Genomic DNA, 17542 nt, shown 5'->3' on the forward strand with positions numbered 1-17542 from the left:
AGAGTAGAACAATTTCTAGTTTCTCAGAGACAGACTTTGGACTTCTTTTGGACATAATAAAACTCCCTTTATAGTTTCTAGTGAAAATTTTTGTTTTTTCACTGTCCACTATAAGGGGAGTATATCATAGTTTACGGGCGTTTTTCTTTGTTTTTTCCTAAATAACCGTAAATTTGTTGTGGATGCGAATATTGTGTGTTAGAATAAACGAAAAGACTAGAATATTTTACGAAAGGCGAACATTCTCATGAAAACAGACCTTCTCTATTCAGGAAAAGCCAAAGACATCTACGCAACGGCTGACCGTGACCAGATTGTTGCGGTTTATAAGGATCAGGCGACGGCTTTTAATGGTGGTAAGAAAGAACAGATTGTGGGTAAGGGCCGGCTCAATAATCTGATTTCCTCTTTGATTTTTGAAAAATTGAATGAAGCGGGTGTCCAGACGCATTTTATCAAGCGCTTGTCGGATACGGAGCAGTTGAATAAGAAGGTGGAGATCATTCCTCTTGAGGTGGTTTTGCGAAATGTGACAGCTGGGTCTTTCTCAAAACGCTTCGGTGTGGAGGAAGGTATCACATTAAGCACTCCAATCGTGGAATTTTACTATAAAAAAGATGAATTGGATGATCCTTTTATCAATGATGAACACATTGCTTTTCTTAATCTAGCTAGTTCAGAAGAAATTGCCTATATCAAGGAAGAAACAAGACGAATCAATGGGTTCTTGAAGGACTTGTTTGCTCAGATTGGGCTGACTTTGGTGGACTTCAAGCTAGAATTTGGGGTTGACTCTTCTGGTCAGATTTTATTGGCGGATGAGTTTTCGCCTGATAATTGTCGTTTATGGGATGCGGATGGCAATCATCTGGACAAGGATGTTTTCCGTCGGGGTCTCGGGGAATTGACCGAGGTTTACGAGGTCGTATTGGCAAAATTACAAGAAGTGAAGTAAGGATTGGAAAAAATGGCGAAGCGGATTTTTGTTGAGAAGAAGGCGGATTTTCAGATTAAGGCGGAGGCTCTTCGTAAGGAGTTGACCCATAATTTGCAGCTGACGAGTTTGACGAGTGTACGTCTGGTGCAGGTGTACGATGTTTTCCATCTGGCGGAGGACTTGCTGGAGCAGGCCATTAAGCATATCTTTACAGAGCAGGTGACGGACAAGGTCTTGTCGGAAGCGGAACTGGGCTTGGAGGAAGCTGCTTATTTTGCGATTGAGGCTCTTCCTGGTCAGTTTGATCAGCGGGCTGCCAGTAGTCAGGAGGCCCTTCTCTTGTTGGGCAGTCGTCAGGAGGTGCGTGTCAATACAGGTCAGCTTTATATCTTGAATGGCAATGTGCAGGAAGAAGAGTTAGCTGCTATTAAGAACTATTTGCTGAACCCTGTGGATTCGCGTTTTAAGGATTTGGGGGCTCCTTTGGTGGCTCAGGAGTTTTCGGTGTCAGATGCGACTATTCCAAGCTTGGACTTTTTTGCTAGTTATGGGGCGGAAGAGTTTGCAACTTACAAGCGAGAAGCTGGCTTGGCTATGGAAGTGGAAGACCTGCTCTTCATTCAGGACTACTTCAAGTCAATCGGTCGAGTACCAACTGAAACAGAGCTCAAGGTCTTGGATACCTATTGGAGTGATCACTGCCGTCATACGACATTTGAGACAGAACTCAGGTCTATAGACTTTTCAGCTTCAAAATTCCACAAGCAATTGCAGGCGACTTATGACAAGTATCTGGCTATGCGAACAGAGTTAGGTCGGACAGATAAGCCGCAGACGCTTATGGATATGGCGACTATTTTTGGTCGCTATGAGCGGGCAAATGGTCGTCTGGATGACATGGAAGTGTCAGATGAAATCAATGCCTGCTCGGTGGAAATCGAAGTGGATGTGGACGGCGTGAAAGAGCCATGGCTCCTCATGTTCAAGAATGAAACCCACAATCACCCAACAGAAATCGAGCCTTTCGGTGGAGCCGCAACCTGTATCGGTGGAGCCATTCGTGATCCTTTGTCAGGTCGTTCTTATGTTTATCAAGCTATGCGGATTTCAGGTGCGGGTGATATTACCCAGCCTCTGACGGCTACTCGCCCAGGGAAATTGCCACAGCAAATCATTTCTAAAACAGCAGCACATGGTTATTCTTCATACGGTAACCAAATCGGTCTTGCGACCACCTATGTGCGTGAATATTTCCACCCAGGCTTTGTTGCGAAACGTATGGAGTTGGGCGCCGTAGTCGGTGCTGCTCCTAAGGAAAATGTGGTCCGTGAAAAACCAGCCGCAGGCGATGTGGTCATCTTGTTAGGAGGCAAAACAGGTCGCGACGGTATTGGTGGAGCAACAGGATCGTCCAAGGTGCAGACAGTTGAGTCTGTGGAAACAGCTGGTGCGGAAGTCCAAAAAGGAAATGCCATTGAAGAACGCAAAATCCAGCGTTTGTTCCGCAATGGTGCCGTGACTCGCTTGATTAAAAAATCCAATGACTTTGGTGCAGGAGGTGTCTGCGTTGCTATTGGAGAACTGGCAGACGGTTTAGAAATCGACTTAGACAAGGTTCCACTCAAGTATGTAGGTTTGAATGGAACCGAAATTGCTATTTCGGAATCACAAGAGCGGATGAGTGTCGTTGTCCGTCCAGAGGACGTAGACGCCTTCATCGCAGCATGCCGTCAGGAAAATATCCATGCGGTTGTCGTGGCTAAAGTCACTGAAAAACCAAACCTAGTCATGACCTGGAATGGGCAAACCATTGTTGATTTGGAGCGTTCCTTCCTAGATACCAATGGTGTGCGCGTAGTCGTCGATGCCAAGGTAGTTGACAGTGCTGTCAACTTGCCAGAAACACGTAGAACTTCCGCTGAAACGCTACAGGAGGACTTGAAAGACCTTCTTTCAGACCTCAACCATGCTAGTCAGAAAGGTTTGCAGACGATTTTCGACTCATCTGTTGGTCGTTCAACCGTCAACCACCCACTCGGAGGTCGCCAACAGCTGACACCGACAGAAAGTTCTGTACAGAAACTACCTGTCCAACATGGTGTTACGACGACGGCTTCTGTCATGGCTCAGGGCTATCATCCTTATCTGGCAGACTGGTCACCTTACCACGGGGCTGCCTATGCGGTCATCGAAGCGACAGCTCGCTTGGTGGCAACAGGCGCCAACTGGTCCAAGGCTCGCTTCTCCTATCAAGAATACTTCCAACGCATGGACAAGCAGGCAGAGCGTTTTGGTCAGCCGGTGGCAGCACTTCTAGGCTCTATCGAGGCTCAGATTCAGCTTGGTTTGCCGTCTATTGGTGGCAAGGACTCCATGTCTGGCACCTTTGAGGACTTGACAGTTCCGCCAACCCTGGTTGCCTTTGGTGTGACCACGGCTGATAGTCGCAAGGTCCTCTCGCCTGAGTTCAAGGCGGCTGGCGAGTACATTTACTACTTACCAGGTCAGATTTTGTCCGAAGATATTGATTTTGCCCTTATGAAGTCTAATTTTGAGGCTTTTGAAAAATGGCAAAGCGATTACGTGATTACGGCTGCTAGTGCAGTCAAGTATGGTGGTGTTCTAGAAAGTCTATCCCTCATGTCCTTTGGAAACCAAATCGGAGCAAGAGTTGGGCTTGCAGACCTTGAAACCAGCTTGACAGGTCAGCTTGGCGGCTTTGTCTTCACATCGCAAGAAGACATTCCAGATGCTGTGAAAATTGGACAAACCACTGCTGACTTTACACTTCTTATCAACGGTGTCAATCTAGCTGGACAGGACCTGCAGGCAGCCTTTGAAGGCAAACTAGAGGAAGTTTACCCAACAGAATTTGAACAGGCGACAGAGTTGCAGGATGTTCCGGCAGTCACAAGTTCAGCGGTTATAAAAGCAAAAGAAGCCGTTGAAGTGCCTGTGGTTTACATCCCAGTCTTCCCAGGTACCAACTCAGAATATGATTCTGCTAAGGCCTTTGAACAGGCTGGTGCTAAGGTTAATCTGGTGCCATTTGTGACCTTGGATGCAGAGAGTATTGAAAAGTCGGTTGACACAATGGTTGACAACGTTGACAAGGCACACATTCTTTTCTTTGCAGGGGGATTCTCAGCTGCGGATGAGCCAGACGGGTCTGCCAAGTTTATCGTGACCATCTTACGAAACGCCAAGGTCCGCTCTGCTATTGACCAATTCATCGAAAAAGGTGGCCTCATCATCGGTATCTGTAATGGCTTCCAGGCCCTTGTCAAATCGGGCTTGCTGCCGTATGGAAACTTTGAGGATGCCGGCGAAAGCAGTCCGACCCTCTTCTACAACGATGCCAACCAGCACGTTGCCAAAATGGTGGAGACACGGATTGCCAATGTCAACTCTCCGTGGTTGGCAGGTGTCCAAGTCGGCGATATTCACGCTATCCCAGTTTCTCATGGGGAAGGAAAATTTGTAGTGACGGACGAGGAGTTCGCTATCTTGCGGGATAATGGTCAGATTTTCAGCCAGTACGTTGACTTTACTGGTCAGCCAAGCATGGATTCTAAGTACAATCCAAACGGATCTAGTCATGCCATTGAAGGTATTACCAGTCGCAACGGTCAGATTATCGGGAAAATGGGGCATTCGGAGCGTTACGAGGACGGTCTTTTCCAAAACATTCCAGGTAAGAAAGACCAAGGACTCTTTGTTTCAGCGGTTCGCTATTTTACAGGAAAATAAATATGACATACGAAGTTAAATCACTCAATGAAGAATGCGGTGTTTTCGGTATTTGGGGACATCCGCAGGCTGCTCAGGTTACTTATTTTGGTCTCCATAGTTTGCAGCATCGAGGGCAAGAAGGGGCAGGGATTTTAGCCAATGATGGTGGGCATTTGCGTCGCCATCGTGGAACAGGTCTGATTGCAGAAGTCTTCAAAAATCCAGTGGATTTAGAAGCCTTGACAGGAACGGCTGCTATTGGTCATGTCCGCTATGCAACTTCTGGTTCTGCTTCTATCAATAATATCCAGCCCTTCCTCTTTGATTTTGCAGATATGCAGGTGGGTTTGGCACACAATGGGAATTTGACCAATGCGGTTAGTTTGAAGGCTGAACTTGAAAAAAATGGTTCTATTTTCTCTTCTTCTTCTGACACTGAAATTCTCATGCACTTGATTCGCCGCAGTCACAATCCAGACTTTATGGGGAAAATCAAGGAAGCCCTCAATACTGTTAAAGGTGGCTTTGCCTACCTGATTATGCTGGAAGACAAGCTGGTCGCAGCCCTGGATCCAAATGGCTTCCGACCACTTTCAATAGGTAAAATGAAAAATGGTGCCTGGGTTGTTGCTAGTGAAACTTGTGCTTTTGAAGTAGTGGGGGCTGACTGGGTGCGAGATGTGGAGCCTGGTGAAATTGTCGTCATTGATGATTCAGGGATTCAATATGATAGCTATACAAGAGATACGCAACTAGCTGTTTGCTCTATGGAGTATGTCTATTTTGCTCGCCCAGATTCGGTGATTCATGGGGTCAATGTCCACACGGCTCGTAAAAATATGGGACGTCGTTTGGCCCAGGAATTTCAACAGGAAGCAGACATTGTCGTTGGTGTACCCAACTCCTCCCTATCTGCGGCTATGGGATTTGCAGAGGAATCTGGTTTGCCAAATGAAATGGGGCTGATTAAAAACCAATATACCCAGCGGACCTTTATTCAACCGACCCAGGAATTGCGGGAGCAGGGGGTTCGCATGAAGTTGTCAGCCGTTTCAAGTGTTGTCAAAGGCAAGCGCGTGGTCATGATTGACGACTCTATTGTTCGCGGTACAACTAGCCGCCGCATTGTCCAGCTTCTTCGTGATGCAGGGGCAAAAGAAGTCCATGTGGCTATCGGCAGCCCAGAACTCAAGTACCCGTGTTTCTATGGTATTGATATTCAGACCCGTCGGGAGCTGATTTCAGCCAACCACACTGCTGAGGAAGTTTGTGAGATTATCGGGGCAGACAGTCTGACCTATCTTTCTCTTGAGGGGATGATTGAAGCCATAGGCATTGAAACCGATGCACCAAAAGGAGGGCTTTGTGTGGCCTACTTTGACGGAGAATTTCCAACGCCTCTCTATGACTATGAGGAAGAATACCTCCGTAGCCTAGAAGAGAAAACGAGTTTCTACATTGAAAATGTCAAGTAAGTGACAGAGGTGTCAATGTTACTTGACAGACCTGTAAACTGTTGAAAGGAATCAAAATGACAAATAAAAATGCCTACGCCCAGTCGGGCGTTGACGTCGAAGCGGGATATGAAGTTGTCGAGCGTATCAAGAAACACGTAGCTCGGACAGAACGCTTGGGTGTGATGGGAGCTCTTGGTGGTTTTGGCGGTATGTTTGACCTGACCAAACTGGATGTCAAAGAGCCAGTCTTGGTATCAGGAACAGACGGTGTCGGCACCAAGCTCATGTTGGCGATTCAGTACGACAAGCACGACACCATTGGTCAGGATTGCGTGGCTATGTGTGTCAACGACATCATCGCAGCAGGTGCGGAGCCACTTTATTTCCTCGACTACATCGCGACAGGAAAAAATGAACCAGCCAAGCTGGAGCAGGTGGTGGCCGGTGTGGCTGAAGGCTGTGTCCAAGCTGGTTGCGGCCTGATTGGCGGTGAAACGGCTGAAATGCCTGGTATGTACGGAGAGGATGACTATGACCTGGCTGGCTTTGCTGTCGGCATTGCGGAGAAGTCCCAGATTATCGACGGCAGTAAGGTCCAGGAGGGCGACATTCTCCTCGGCCTAGCTTCCAGCGGCATCCACTCCAACGGCTATTCTTTAGTCCGACGCGTTTTTGCAGATGTTTCTGGCGACGCTCTCTTGCCAGAGCTCAATGGCAGAGCTCTGAAGGATGTCCTCTTAGAGCCGACCCGCATCTATGTCCAGCAGGTATTGCCTCTGGTAAAAGCAGGGCTGGTCAATGGCATTGCCCATATCACAGGCGGTGGTTTCATCGAAAATATTCCCCGTATGTTTGCAGACAATCTAGCAGCTGAGATTGAAGAGGATAAGATTCCAGTCCTTCCAATCTTTACGGCCCTTGAAAAATATGGCCACATCAAACATGAAGAAATGTTTGAAATCTTCAATATGGGAATCGGCTTGGTCCTGGCAGTCAGTCCAGACAAGGTTGACAGTGTTTGTCAACTAGTTGACGAGGAAGTTTACACCATTGGTCGCATCATCGCCAAGGAAGATAAGAGTGTGGTCATCAAATGAAACGAATAGCAGTGTTTGCATCAGGCAACGGCTCCAATTTCCAAGTCATCGCAGAGCAGTTTGAAGTAGCTTTTGTCTTTTCAGACCGTAGAAATGCCTATGTCTTGGAACGGGCTGAAAAACTAGGGGTGCCTGCCTTTGCTTTTGAATTAAAAGAGTTTGCAGATAAACAGGCCTACGAAGAAGCCCTTATCCAACTATTAGACAAGCACCAGATTGACTTGGTGGTCTTGGCAGGCTATATGAAGATTGTGGGACCAACCCTGCTGGTTCAGTATGAAGGTCGGATCATCAATATCCACCCCGCCTACTTGCCTGAATTTCCAGGAGCCCATGGTATTGAAGACGCCTGGCAGGCAGGAGTATCTGAAAGTGGCGTAACAGTCCACTGGGTTGATAACGGCGTTGACACAGGACAAATCATCAAACAAGTCCGTGTGCCTAGACTAGCTAATGATAGCTTAGAAAGCTTCGAAGCCAGAATACATGAAGCAGAGTACCAACTCTATCCAGCGGCCCTGGAGGAGTTGGGGGCAGTGAGAAAATAAGGAGAAATCATGACAAAACGTGCGTTAATTAGCGTATCCGATAAGGCAGGCATTGTAGAGTTTGCCCAAGAATTGACCAAGTTTGGTTGGGAAATTATCTCCACCGGTGGTACCAAGGTTGCCTTGGATCAGGCTGGTGTAACTACCATCGCCATTGACGATGTGACTGGTTTTCCTGAGATGATGGACGGTCGTGTCAAGACTCTTCACCCGAAAATACACGGTGGTTTGTTAGCACGTCGGGATTTGGACAGCCACCTACAAACAGCCAGCGACCATGAAATCGGCTTGATTGACTTGGTAGTGGTTAACCTTTATCCCTTCAAAGAGACTATTTTATGTCCAGATGTGACCTATGATTTGGCGGTGGAGAATATTGACATCGGTGGACCGTCCATGCTTCGTTCTGCGGCCAAAAACCACGCCAGCGTGACCGTTGTGGTGGATCCGGCAGATTATCCGACGGTCTTAGGGGAAATTGCAGAGCAGGGGGAAACGAGCTATGCAACACGTCAGCGATTGGCTGCAAAGGTATTCCGTCATACCGCAGCTTATGATGCCCTAATAGCAGATTATTTTACCAAGCAAGTGGGCGAAGATAAGCCTGAAAAACTTACCATTACCTACGACCTCAATCAGCCTATGCGTTACGGAGAAAATCCCCAGCAAAATGCGGATTTCTACCAAAATGCCCTTCCGACTGCCTATTCGATTGCTTCTGCTAAGCAGTTAAATGGTAAGGAGCTGTCTTTCAACAACATTCGTGATGCGGATGCGGCCATTCGGATTATCCGTGATTTCAAGGACCGTCCAACTGTTGTGGCTCTCAAACACATGAACCCTTGTGGTATCGGGCAGGCAGAAACCATTGAACAGGCTTGGGATTACGCTTATGAGGCTGACCCAGTATCGATTTTCGGAGGCATCGTCGTGCTGAACAGAGAAGTAGATGCTGCGACGGCTGAAAAGATGCACCCGATTTTCTTAGAAATCATCATCGCACCGAGCTACTCGGCAGAAGCGCTAGCTATTTTGACCAATAAAAAGAAAAATCTTCGGATTTTGGAATTGGCCTTTGATGCACAGGATGCGAGCGAAGTAGAAAAAGAGTTCACAGGCGTTGTCGGAGGGCTCTTGGTGCAGGATCAGGACGTGGTGGTAGAAAGCCCAGCGGACTGGCAGGTGGTGACCGAGCGTCAACCGTCCGAGCAGGAGTGGGCGGCCATGGAGTTCGCTTGGAAGTCCTCCAAGTACGTCAAGTCCAACGGCATCATCATCACCAATGACAAGATGACCTTGGGCGTGGGGCCGGGGCAAACCAACCGTGTAGCGTCCGTCCGTATCGCCATCGAGCAGGCCAAGGACCGTTTGGAAGGAGCTGTTTTGGCATCGGATGCCTTCTTCCCCTTTGCTGATAACATGGAAGAAATCGCTGCGGCAGGAATCAAGACTATCATTCAGCCGGGTGGCTCTGTCCGCGACCAAGACTCCATTGACATGGCCAACAAGTACGGATTGACCATGGTCTTTACAGGAATCAGACATTTTAGACATTGAGAATTTGGAGAAAGAGGAACATCTAATAATTGTTAGGTGTTTTTCTGTTTTAATGGTCTTGGAATTTTTAGGATAATTTAGTATACTACTATCGAAATTATATTCATGGAGTGGATTGTAGTATGTTTGGATATTTTAAGAAAAATTGGTATATTATTTTGTTGCTAGTTGGACTTATTTTTATATCGGGTCCAATATTCTCTCTTTTTCTAACTTATATTCAACAAGCTCTAAATAGTAGCTTGGGTGACTGGCTTAGTTTTTATGGTGCAATCATTGGTATTGGTATTTCATTTTTTGTCTTCCATTTTCAATTATTTATTGACAAAGAGAAATTTAAAATCAGTCAGAGACCAGAGATGTTTTTAGATTATAGCTATCAAGTTGTGAAAGCTTCTAGCTATGTTTATTATCATGATAAATATTGGTATGGTTTGATTCAAAGTAACAAGAACACCAAAAAATTAGCAGTAAATTCATTTCAAAATTCGTATGGTGTGGATAATAAACGAGATAAGGCGCTTTCTATTGAGATTGTAAATAATCAACCATTGTTTAATCTTCAAATTCAGTTTGGGGATCCTTCAGATTACGCTATCATTCCTAAATTGTCAGAAGGACAAAAAATTTATATTGTTTCAAAAAAGCATCAAGAGGCAATTTTTAATTATCTATTATTCAATATTCCTGATTTCAGCCATATTCCTTCAGAATTAACAATTTATTATACAACTCTTTCAGGGGAGAAAATGAAGAGAATGTATCGTATAGACGAGAAGGGGCAGGTGAGTATGGTAAAAGAACAATCTATTGCTAGTTATTCTCCTCCCTCTAACTTGAATTATGTGTGTGATTATTTTATCAAGTAGTAGCTCACCTCGTGTGAGCTTTTTCTATTCCCGAACATTCTTCTGCTTTTTCTATCAAAAAGAACTTGTTTTTGCTATACTGTTTATAGAAAATCCGTTTTTGAGGTGTGAAAAATGAAACTTTTGGTTGTCGGGTCTGGTGGTCGTGAACATGCTGTTGCAAAGAAATTATTAGAGTCTGAGCAGGTGGAACAGGTCTTTGTCGCTCCTGGAAATGACGGGATGATATTAGACGGTATTGAGTTGGTCAATATCGGAATTTCCGAACATTCTGCTCTGATCAATTTTGCTAAGGAAAATGATATTGCTTGGACATTTGTTGGTCCAGACGATGCTTTAGCAGCAGGTATCGTTGATGATTTTGAACAGGCGGGACTTAAGGCTTTTGGCCCGAGTCGTCTAGCCGCGGAGCTGGAGTGGTCAAAAGAATTTGCTAAGCAAATCATGGTCAAATACGGCATTCCAACAGCAGCCTTTGGCACATTTTCCAACTTCGAAGAAGCCAAAGCCTACATCGAAGAGCAGGGGGCTCCCATCGTGGTCAAGGCGGACGGCTTGGCACTGGGCAAGGGCGTGGTCGTGGCAGAAACCGTCGAGCAGGCGGTCGAAGCGGCACGGGAGATGCTCTTGGATAACAAGTTTGGCGACTCGGGTGCCCGCGTAGTCATCGAGGAGTTCTTGGCGGGCGAGGAGTTTTCCCTCTTTGCCCTGGTCAACGGCGACCAGTTCTACATCCTGCCGACAGCCCAGGACCACAAGCGTGCCTTTGACGGCGACCAAGGTCCCAACACAGGCGGTATGGGGGCTTACGCTCCTGTTCCCCACCTGCCTCAAAGCGTGGTGGACACAGCGGTTGACACCATTGTCAAGCCCATTCTGGACGGCATGATTGCGGAGGGGCGGTCTTATTTGGGCGTGCTCTATGCTGGCTTGATTCTGACCGATCAAGGTCCTAAAGTCATTGAGTTCAACGCTCGATTTGGCGACCCAGAAACTCAGATTATCCTGCCTCGCCTGACCTCTGACTTTGCTCAGAACATCGACGACATCCTCCACAAACGTCCTACACAGCTGACTTGGCTGGATAGTGGCGTGACGCTCGGTGTGGTCGTGGCTTCAAATGGCTACCCACTGGACTATGAGAAAGGCGTAGAGTTGCCAGCGAAGACTGAGGGCGACATCACGACCTACTATGCTGGGGCTCGTTTTGCGGAAAATAGCAGAGCACTGCTGTCAAACGGCGGTCGAGTTTATATGCTGGTCACCACAGCAGATACCGTCCAAGAAGCCCAGGAAAAAATTTACTCGGAGTTGAAAAATCAAGATACGACAGGCCTCTTTTATCGGACAGATATTGGGAGTAAGACCGTGAAATAAGGGATAAAGAAAAGGAAGTGCAAATATGAACATTCCAATTTCCATCATCATGGGCTCTAGTTCCGACTGGAAAACCATGAAAAAAGCAGCCGAAGTGCTGGACAAATTTGGCGTAGCCTATGAAAAGAAAGTAGTGTCTGCCCACCGCACCCCAGACCTCATGTTCCGTCATGCCGAAGAAGCACGTGAGTGTGGCATCAAGGTCATTATCGCAGGAGCGGGTGGTGCGGCTCATTTGCCAGGTATGGTAGCAGCCAAGACCACCCTGCCTGTCATCGGCGTCCCTGTCCAGTCCCGTGCCCTCAGCGGTGTGGATTCTCTCTATTCTATCGTGCAGATGCCTGGCGGTGTACCTGTTGCGACTATGGCGATTGGCGAAGCAGGTGCCACCAACGCAGCCCTGACAGCTCTTCGCATTCTCTCCATTGAAGACCAAATTATTGCAGCTCAGCTGGCAGATTTTGCCAAGGAACAAGAAAAAATTGCGGAGGCGATGACAGATGACCTCATCTAAAACAATCGGAATTATCGGCGGCGGTCAGCTAGGGCAGATGATGGCTATTTCCGCTATTTACATGGGCCACAAGGTGATCACGCTGGATCCCGCGGCGGACTGCCCAGCCTCCAAGGTCAGCGAGGTCATCGTCGCTCCCTATCACGATGTGGCGGCCCTCAAACAGTTGGCGGAGCGGTGCGATGTCCTGACCTACGAGTTTGAAAATGTCGATGCCGACGGACTGGACGCGGTCATCAAGGATGGCCAGCTCCCTCAAGGCACAGACCTCCTCCGCATTTCCCAGAACCGCATTTTTGAGAAGGATTTTTTGGCAAAAAAAGCTGGCGTGCAAGTCGCCCCCTACAAAGTCGTCACATCTAGCCTAGATTTAGAAGGTCTGGACCTCGGCAAAAACTATGTCTTAAAGACAGCCACTGGGGGCTATGATGGACATGGCCAGAAGGTCATTCGAGAAGAGGCGGACTTGGTAGAGGCTAGTCAGTTAGCCAACTCTGCTGAGTGTGTTCTGGAAGAGTTTGTGAATTTCGACCTGGAAATCTCCGTTCTTGTGTCTGGCAATGGCTCCGACTACACCGTCTTTCCTGTACAGGAAAATATCCACCGCAATAATATTCTTTACAAGACTATCGTGCCTGCTCGTATTTCAGATGAACTAGCTGAAAAAGCCAAAACCATGGCCCTGCAAATCGCAGACAAGCTCCAATTAGCAGGCACCCTCTGTGTTGAAATGTTTGTAGCAGGTCAGGATATTCTGGTTAACGAAATCGCTCCTCGACCTCATAATTCAGGGCATTATTCTATTGAAGCCTGTGATTTTTCACAGTTTGATACCCATATCCTAGGTATTCTCAAACAGCTTTTGCCTCCTATCCGCCTGCTTTCTCCAGCAGTTATGATTAACGTCCTCGGACAAGACATGGAAGCAGTCCAAACCTTTCTTCAAGAAAATCCTACCGCCCATCCCTACTTTTATGGTAAACTAGAAGCGAAGCACAATCGCAAAATGGGACATGTGACGGTGTTGGGGGAAGATGCGGAAAGTGTGGAGGAGTTTGAAAATTAAGATTGCTTTCTGATTTTTTAGTTATTAAAAAGAGGTTTATGACATGCCATTACCACAAAAAATTCAAGAAGAGATTAAAAGATATTGCAATAATCACTTGCCTAATAATGACTGGTATGAGAAAGAGTTTGATTTTATACATGATGTGAGTCTGAAGAATAGAATTATTAGAGAGTTTAAATCAATTCGGTACGCTTACAAGTTATACGAAGGGATAACGGCTGAGGAGGAACATTTAATTTTTGAAATTCGCAGTCAAATTTTAGCATATGCCTCTATATATGAAGCAGTAGTAGAGTACGTTTTAGAGACATACTATAGTGATACTCAAGTTTATGATGATTTGGTCCATCAAAATAATGTGATGACAAAAATTGACATACCAGAAGAAAAGAGGAAAAAATTAGAAAGAGAATTAATCCATCTAGTAGATAATGGTACAAAAAATATAGAAATACATACATTTTTTTATCAAAGAAAGAGGAAGGCATCAACTTCAATTCGTTTTGATGCAAAGTGTCGTGCAGCAGAGGAATTAAATATAATTTCAAAAATTTATCAAAAAGGAAATAAACTTGTTGCAGATTTACCATCCGATATTATTGAAATTTATGAGTACAGGAATGCAATCCATTTGATAGCCGAGCAACGTAAAAACATTGACTATGAATTAGAACTTAGTCAACGAGCGTATAGAAGAATGAAACCTTTTATAGAACAAATAAAAGATAGGCTAATTACAGATAATAAATTAATAATAAAAAACACCAAGGATACCTTGACTGACAGCTCTATTAAAAATTGAAAGACTAACTCAATATGATAGGGAGAAGATATTAATTCAGTTGAATAAATAAAAATTTTAGGGAGATATAGGGTGTTAAATAAAGAGTGGTATTACAAAAATTTTAATATGGTTTCAGAGTTGGATATCTCAGGAGAATTTATATATACTGGTATTTCCATTGTAAATAATATGGATAGAATTGCTCCAGAGATGCCTACGGAATTATTTTTGGCTTTATACAACATTTCTGTAGGAGTCGAAAGACTACAGAAAATAATATTAGTGTTGTGGGAGTTCGATGAGGTTGATTCCATAGAAGACTTTTCTGAAAGTCTAAAGATTCATAATCAAGTTGAATTACATAGCAGAATTGAAAAAGCGATCAATAAAAAGATTTTTAGTAAACAAGAATGCCAATTTTTAGAACTTTTAAAAGAGTTTTATTCTAATGCGAGGTATGATAGATTTTCAGCAGTGGGGAATAGATGGGAATATGAACTTATTAGTAAATTTTTCTCTAATAATCAAATCAGTTATGAAGAATCAGTTTCTGATTCTCAAGTAATTTTAATCAACGATAGTATTAGGAAATTGATAGGGCGAGTGCTCTCTAGAATAGTAAAAAACTACTACCTACTTGTGGAGGAAGGAAGTAATAAATCAGGAACTTATTCATATGAACTCAGAAATGATTCAAAAGCTCAGAAGATATTTTTACATATGGAGAATCGCCGAGGATTAAGTTCCATAAAAATAGATGAACGGATAGCTTTAAGTGAAATTCTTATTTATTTGAGAAATACATCTGATAAATCGTCATATTTAAAATTTATTGAGGGAATATATCCTCTTGATTTTGATAAAATGGAAATTAGTAGATATTTATCAATAATTTTACTAGAGGATAGAATCCCTCAAGACTTAATTGATGAAATTGAATATATTTACGCAGAAAAAGATATTGAGGTAGGAGAGCGAATAGAAAACTTAGATTTATTAACAAAAAATAATATGCAGGTTACATTCGATTATCCTTATTTGAAGGAAGTATATATAATCTTAGAAGAAGTCAAAAAACAGGAAAGTATTAACGATGATACAATAAGTAGGTTAGAGGAGTCTAACTGTTATATTGACGATAGTGATACTCAAGAAATTATAGAATCTATCATTGCTGTTGCTCGCCAATATCACAATAATAAAATTTTGAAGGAAGAGTTTATTAAAGAATTTAGCAGTCACTACAAAACTTTAGAAGATAATTATACATTAAGTCATATTAGTAACTTGATGCAACTAGAAGTAAGGAGCAAATAAAATGATCAATCGTTATTCCCGCCCAGAGATGGCGGCTATTTGGAGTGAAGAGAACAAGTACAAGGCTTGGTTGGAAGTGGAAATCCTCGCTGATGAGGCTTGGGCTGAGTTGGGTGAGATTCCCAAAGAAGATGTGGCCTTGATTCGTGAGAAGGCGACTTTTGACATCGACCGCATTTTAGAAATAGAAGAGGAAACCCGTCACGATGTGGTGGCTTTCACGCGTGCGGTTTCGGAAAGTCTTGGTGAGGAACGCAAGTGGGTCCACTACGGTCTGACGTCTACCGACGTGGTGGATACGGCTTACGGTTACCTCTACAAGCAGGCCAACGACATTATCCGTCGTGACCTTGAAAACTTCACCAACATTATCGCCGATAAGGCGCGTGAGCATAAGTACACCATCATGATGGGGCGGACCCACGGTGTTCATGCGGAGCCAACGACCTTCGGTCTTAAATTAGCGACTTGGTATAGCGAAATGAAACGCAATATGGAGCGTTTTGATGTGGCGGCTAAGGGCGTTGAGGCTGGTAAAATTTCAGGTGCGGTTGGTAACTTTGCCAACATCCCTCCATTTGTGGAAGAGTACGTTTGTGGCAAATTGGGCATTCGTCCGCAGGAAATTTCTACCCAGGTTCTTCCTCGTGACCTCCACGCAGAATATTTCTCAGCCCTAGCCTTGATTGCAACGTCTATCGAGCGTATGGCGACAGAGATCCGTGGGCTACAAAAATCTGAGCAACGTGAAGTCGAAGAGTATTTCGCCAAGGGCCAAAAAGGCAGCTCTGCTATGCCCCATAAACGCAACCCTATCGGCTCTGAAAATATGACCGGTCTGGCTCGTGTGGTGCGTGGACACTTGGTGACGGCTTTTGAGAATGTGGCTCTCTGGCACGAACGCGATATTTCCCACTCGTCAGCGGAGCGGATTATCACGCCGGATACGACTATCCTTATTAACTACATGCTCAATCGTTTTGGCAATATTGTTAAGAATTTGACGGTCTTCCCTGAGAATATGAAACGCAATATGGAGTCGACTTTTGGCTTGATTTACAGCCAGCGTGTTATGCTCAAATTGATTGAGAAAGGCATGACCCGTGAGGAGGCCTATGACTTGGTGCAACCAAAAACTGCGCAGTCTTGGGACAATCAAGTGGACTTCAAGCCCCTTCTCGAAGCAGATGAGCGTGTGACAGCTAAACTCAGCCAGGAAGAAATCGATGAACTCTTCAACCCAGACTACTATGCTAAACGGGTAGATGACATCTTTGAACGACTTGGATTATAAAAAATTAAAATTCTTTGGATTTTCCAGAGAATTTTTTTATTTACTTGCGAATAAATAGGTGAAGGGGAAAACAAGCTCCCTCCGCTAGACAATCATTCGTGAGTAAAAATAAATTATTTTTTACAAAAGTTTACGAATAGATAAGTGTGGGGGAAGCAAGCTCACAACTTATTCAAAAAAAGTATCGTCATTTAGTTTTTCTTTTATTACTTCGTTAACTCGCCTTGCCTAACTCTAGTTATGCCTGCGGCTCGTTGCCTAGTACTAAAAGTAAACTAAAAGACTATAAAAAATTTTTTCAAAAAAAGAAAACGATTTGCGAATAAGTAAGTGAGAGGGAAAATTCCCCTCAAGGAGATACACACTTGAAAAAATAAATCATTTTCCAAATGTTTTACGAATAAACAAGTGTAGGAAAAATGAAAGGAGAAATACTATGACGCAATTTATGAATGAAACAAATCGAAAGTTTGAAGTAAGTCAATCAGAATTTATCACTGTTACATGGAAATGTACTGTAAATTAATTGAAAAAGTAAAGGAGAACTGATATGACACAGTTTATGAATGATGCAAGTCGTAAATTTGAAGTGAGCCAACCAGAATTTATCACTGTTACATGGAAATGTACTGTAAATTAATTGAAAAAGTAAAGGAGAACTGATATGACACAGTTTATGAATGATGCAAGCCGTAAATTTGAAGTAAGTCAACCAGAATTTATCACTGTTACATGGAAATGTACAGTTGGATAAAGTGGATACATAGGTACGCTGATTAATTTTTGTAGGTATAAAGCCTAGTGGAGAAGAGCAAATGAAAAAAGCAACTTATACATTATCTTGTGATAAAGCTGATATAGGAAATAAAAATATTTCAAAGATCGAAGAAAAATTTGAAAGATATATGGAGGGAGTAGCTGAAAAATTAATCAAAGCAGATAAAAAACGTATCGATAAATGGTTTGTTCATGTAAGAATTGAGGAATAAG

The 17542-nt window shown here is 44.2% G+C and carries 14 protein-coding genes; all 14 read left to right on the forward strand.

Annotated elements, in window-relative coordinates; all coding sequences use genetic code 11:
• Positions 1 to 247: 247 nt before the first annotated feature.
• The 14 genes from purC (at position 248) to ODU45_RS07505 (ending at position 17541) form a co-directional block, all read left to right on the forward strand.
• The gene (purC, locus tag ODU45_RS07440; RefSeq protein WP_105179241.1) at positions 248 to 955 is read left to right on the forward strand and encodes a phosphoribosylaminoimidazolesuccinocarboxamide synthase; all 708 of its coding nucleotides are present in this window, start codon (positions 248 to 250) and stop codon (positions 953 to 955) included.
• A gap of 12 nt (positions 956 to 967) precedes the next feature.
• Positions 968 to 4687 carry a phosphoribosylformylglycinamidine synthase gene (locus tag ODU45_RS07445; RefSeq protein ID WP_398581060.1) on the forward strand — a complete coding sequence of 1240 codons (3720 nt, stop codon included), beginning with the start codon at positions 968 to 970 and terminating at the stop codon, positions 4685 to 4687.
• Positions 4688 to 4689: 2 nt separating this feature from the next.
• The gene (gene purF, locus ODU45_RS07450; RefSeq protein ID WP_398581061.1) at positions 4690 to 6144 is read left to right on the forward strand and encodes an amidophosphoribosyltransferase; all 1455 of its coding nucleotides are present in this window, start codon (positions 4690 to 4692) and stop codon (positions 6142 to 6144) included.
• 56 nt (positions 6145 to 6200) lie between these two features.
• Complete coding sequence (purM, locus tag ODU45_RS07455; protein ID WP_105121295.1) at positions 6201 to 7223, forward strand: phosphoribosylformylglycinamidine cyclo-ligase; 1023 nt, start codon at positions 6201 to 6203, stop codon at positions 7221 to 7223.
• Positions 7220 to 7771 carry a phosphoribosylglycinamide formyltransferase gene (purN, locus tag ODU45_RS07460; protein WP_136646876.1) on the forward strand — a complete coding sequence of 184 codons (552 nt, stop codon included), beginning with the start codon at positions 7220 to 7222 and terminating at the stop codon, positions 7769 to 7771. Before purM ends, purN begins: the two co-directional genes overlap by 4 nt.
• A 9-nt stretch (positions 7772 to 7780) precedes the next feature.
• Positions 7781 to 9328, forward strand: coding sequence for a bifunctional phosphoribosylaminoimidazolecarboxamide formyltransferase/IMP cyclohydrolase (gene purH, locus ODU45_RS07465; RefSeq protein WP_398581062.1), 1548 nt, complete (start codon positions 7781 to 7783; stop codon positions 9326 to 9328).
• 122 nt (positions 9329 to 9450) lie between these two features.
• Positions 9451 to 10197 (forward strand): hypothetical protein, encoded by a 747-nt coding sequence (locus tag ODU45_RS07470; protein WP_044763148.1) that lies wholly within the window; start codon positions 9451 to 9453, stop codon positions 10195 to 10197.
• Between the two features lie 114 nt (positions 10198 to 10311).
• Positions 10312 to 11574, forward strand: a complete 1263-nt coding sequence (gene purD, locus ODU45_RS07475; protein ID WP_136671810.1) for a phosphoribosylamine--glycine ligase — start codon at positions 10312 to 10314, stop codon at positions 11572 to 11574.
• A 25-nt stretch (positions 11575 to 11599) separates the two neighbouring features.
• Positions 11600 to 12088, forward strand: coding sequence for a 5-(carboxyamino)imidazole ribonucleotide mutase (gene purE / locus ODU45_RS07480; protein ID WP_136671809.1), 489 nt, complete (start codon positions 11600 to 11602; stop codon positions 12086 to 12088).
• Positions 12075 to 13154, forward strand: a complete 1080-nt coding sequence (gene purK / locus ODU45_RS07485) for a 5-(carboxyamino)imidazole ribonucleotide synthase (RefSeq protein WP_398581063.1) — start codon at positions 12075 to 12077, stop codon at positions 13152 to 13154. Before purE ends, purK begins: the two co-directional genes overlap by 14 nt.
• A gap of 43 nt (positions 13155 to 13197) precedes the next feature.
• Positions 13198 to 13959 carry a hypothetical protein gene (locus ODU45_RS07490; RefSeq protein WP_136671807.1) on the forward strand — a complete coding sequence of 254 codons (762 nt, stop codon included), beginning with the start codon at positions 13198 to 13200 and terminating at the stop codon, positions 13957 to 13959.
• A gap of 72 nt (positions 13960 to 14031) precedes the next feature.
• The gene (locus ODU45_RS07495; protein WP_136671806.1) at positions 14032 to 15258 is read left to right on the forward strand and encodes a hypothetical protein; all 1227 of its coding nucleotides are present in this window, start codon (positions 14032 to 14034) and stop codon (positions 15256 to 15258) included.
• 1 nt (position 15259) lies between these two features.
• Positions 15260 to 16552, forward strand: coding sequence for an adenylosuccinate lyase (gene purB, locus ODU45_RS07500; RefSeq protein WP_136671805.1), 1293 nt, complete (start codon positions 15260 to 15262; stop codon positions 16550 to 16552).
• 815 nt (positions 16553 to 17367) lie between these two features.
• Positions 17368 to 17541, forward strand: a complete 174-nt coding sequence (locus tag ODU45_RS07505) for a hypothetical protein (protein ID WP_169051106.1) — start codon at positions 17368 to 17370, stop codon at positions 17539 to 17541.
• Position 17542 lies beyond the last annotated feature (1 nt).

The sequence above is a fragment of the Streptococcus sp. 2022WUSS135 genome (assembly GCF_044427045.1).
GTDB classification, from domain to species: Bacteria; Bacillota; Bacilli; order Lactobacillales; family Streptococcaceae; genus Streptococcus; species Streptococcus hashimotonensis.

Excerpts from the sequence above, each read along its gene's own strand:
- ODU45_RS07470 (WP_044763148.1), top strand. The coding sequence starts at position 9,451 with ATGTTTGGATATTTTAAGAAAAATTGGTATATTATTTTGTTGCTAGTT.
- ODU45_RS07490 (WP_136671807.1), top strand. The coding sequence starts at position 13,198 with ATGCCATTACCACAAAAAATTCAAGAAGAGATTAAAAGATATTGCAAT.
- purN (WP_136646876.1), top strand. The coding sequence starts at position 7,220 with ATGAAACGAATAGCAGTGTTTGCATCAGGCAACGGCTCCAATTTCCAA.
- purH (WP_398581062.1), top strand. The coding sequence starts at position 7,781 with ATGACAAAACGTGCGTTAATTAGCGTATCCGATAAGGCAGGCATTGTA.
- ODU45_RS07505 (WP_169051106.1), top strand. The coding sequence starts at position 17,368 with ATGAAAAAAGCAACTTATACATTATCTTGTGATAAAGCTGATATAGGA.
- purB (WP_136671805.1), top strand. The coding sequence starts at position 15,260 with ATGATCAATCGTTATTCCCGCCCAGAGATGGCGGCTATTTGGAGTGAA.
- ODU45_RS07445 (WP_398581060.1), top strand. The coding sequence starts at position 968 with ATGGCGAAGCGGATTTTTGTTGAGAAGAAGGCGGATTTTCAGATTAAG.
- purF (WP_398581061.1), top strand. The coding sequence starts at position 4,690 with ATGACATACGAAGTTAAATCACTCAATGAAGAATGCGGTGTTTTCGGT.
- purE (WP_136671809.1), top strand. The coding sequence starts at position 11,600 with ATGAACATTCCAATTTCCATCATCATGGGCTCTAGTTCCGACTGGAAA.
- purD (WP_136671810.1), top strand. The coding sequence starts at position 10,312 with ATGAAACTTTTGGTTGTCGGGTCTGGTGGTCGTGAACATGCTGTTGCA.
- purK (WP_398581063.1), top strand. The coding sequence starts at position 12,075 with ATGACCTCATCTAAAACAATCGGAATTATCGGCGGCGGTCAGCTAGGG.
- purC (WP_105179241.1), top strand. The coding sequence starts at position 248 with ATGAAAACAGACCTTCTCTATTCAGGAAAAGCCAAAGACATCTACGCA.
- purM (WP_105121295.1), top strand. The coding sequence starts at position 6,201 with ATGACAAATAAAAATGCCTACGCCCAGTCGGGCGTTGACGTCGAAGCG.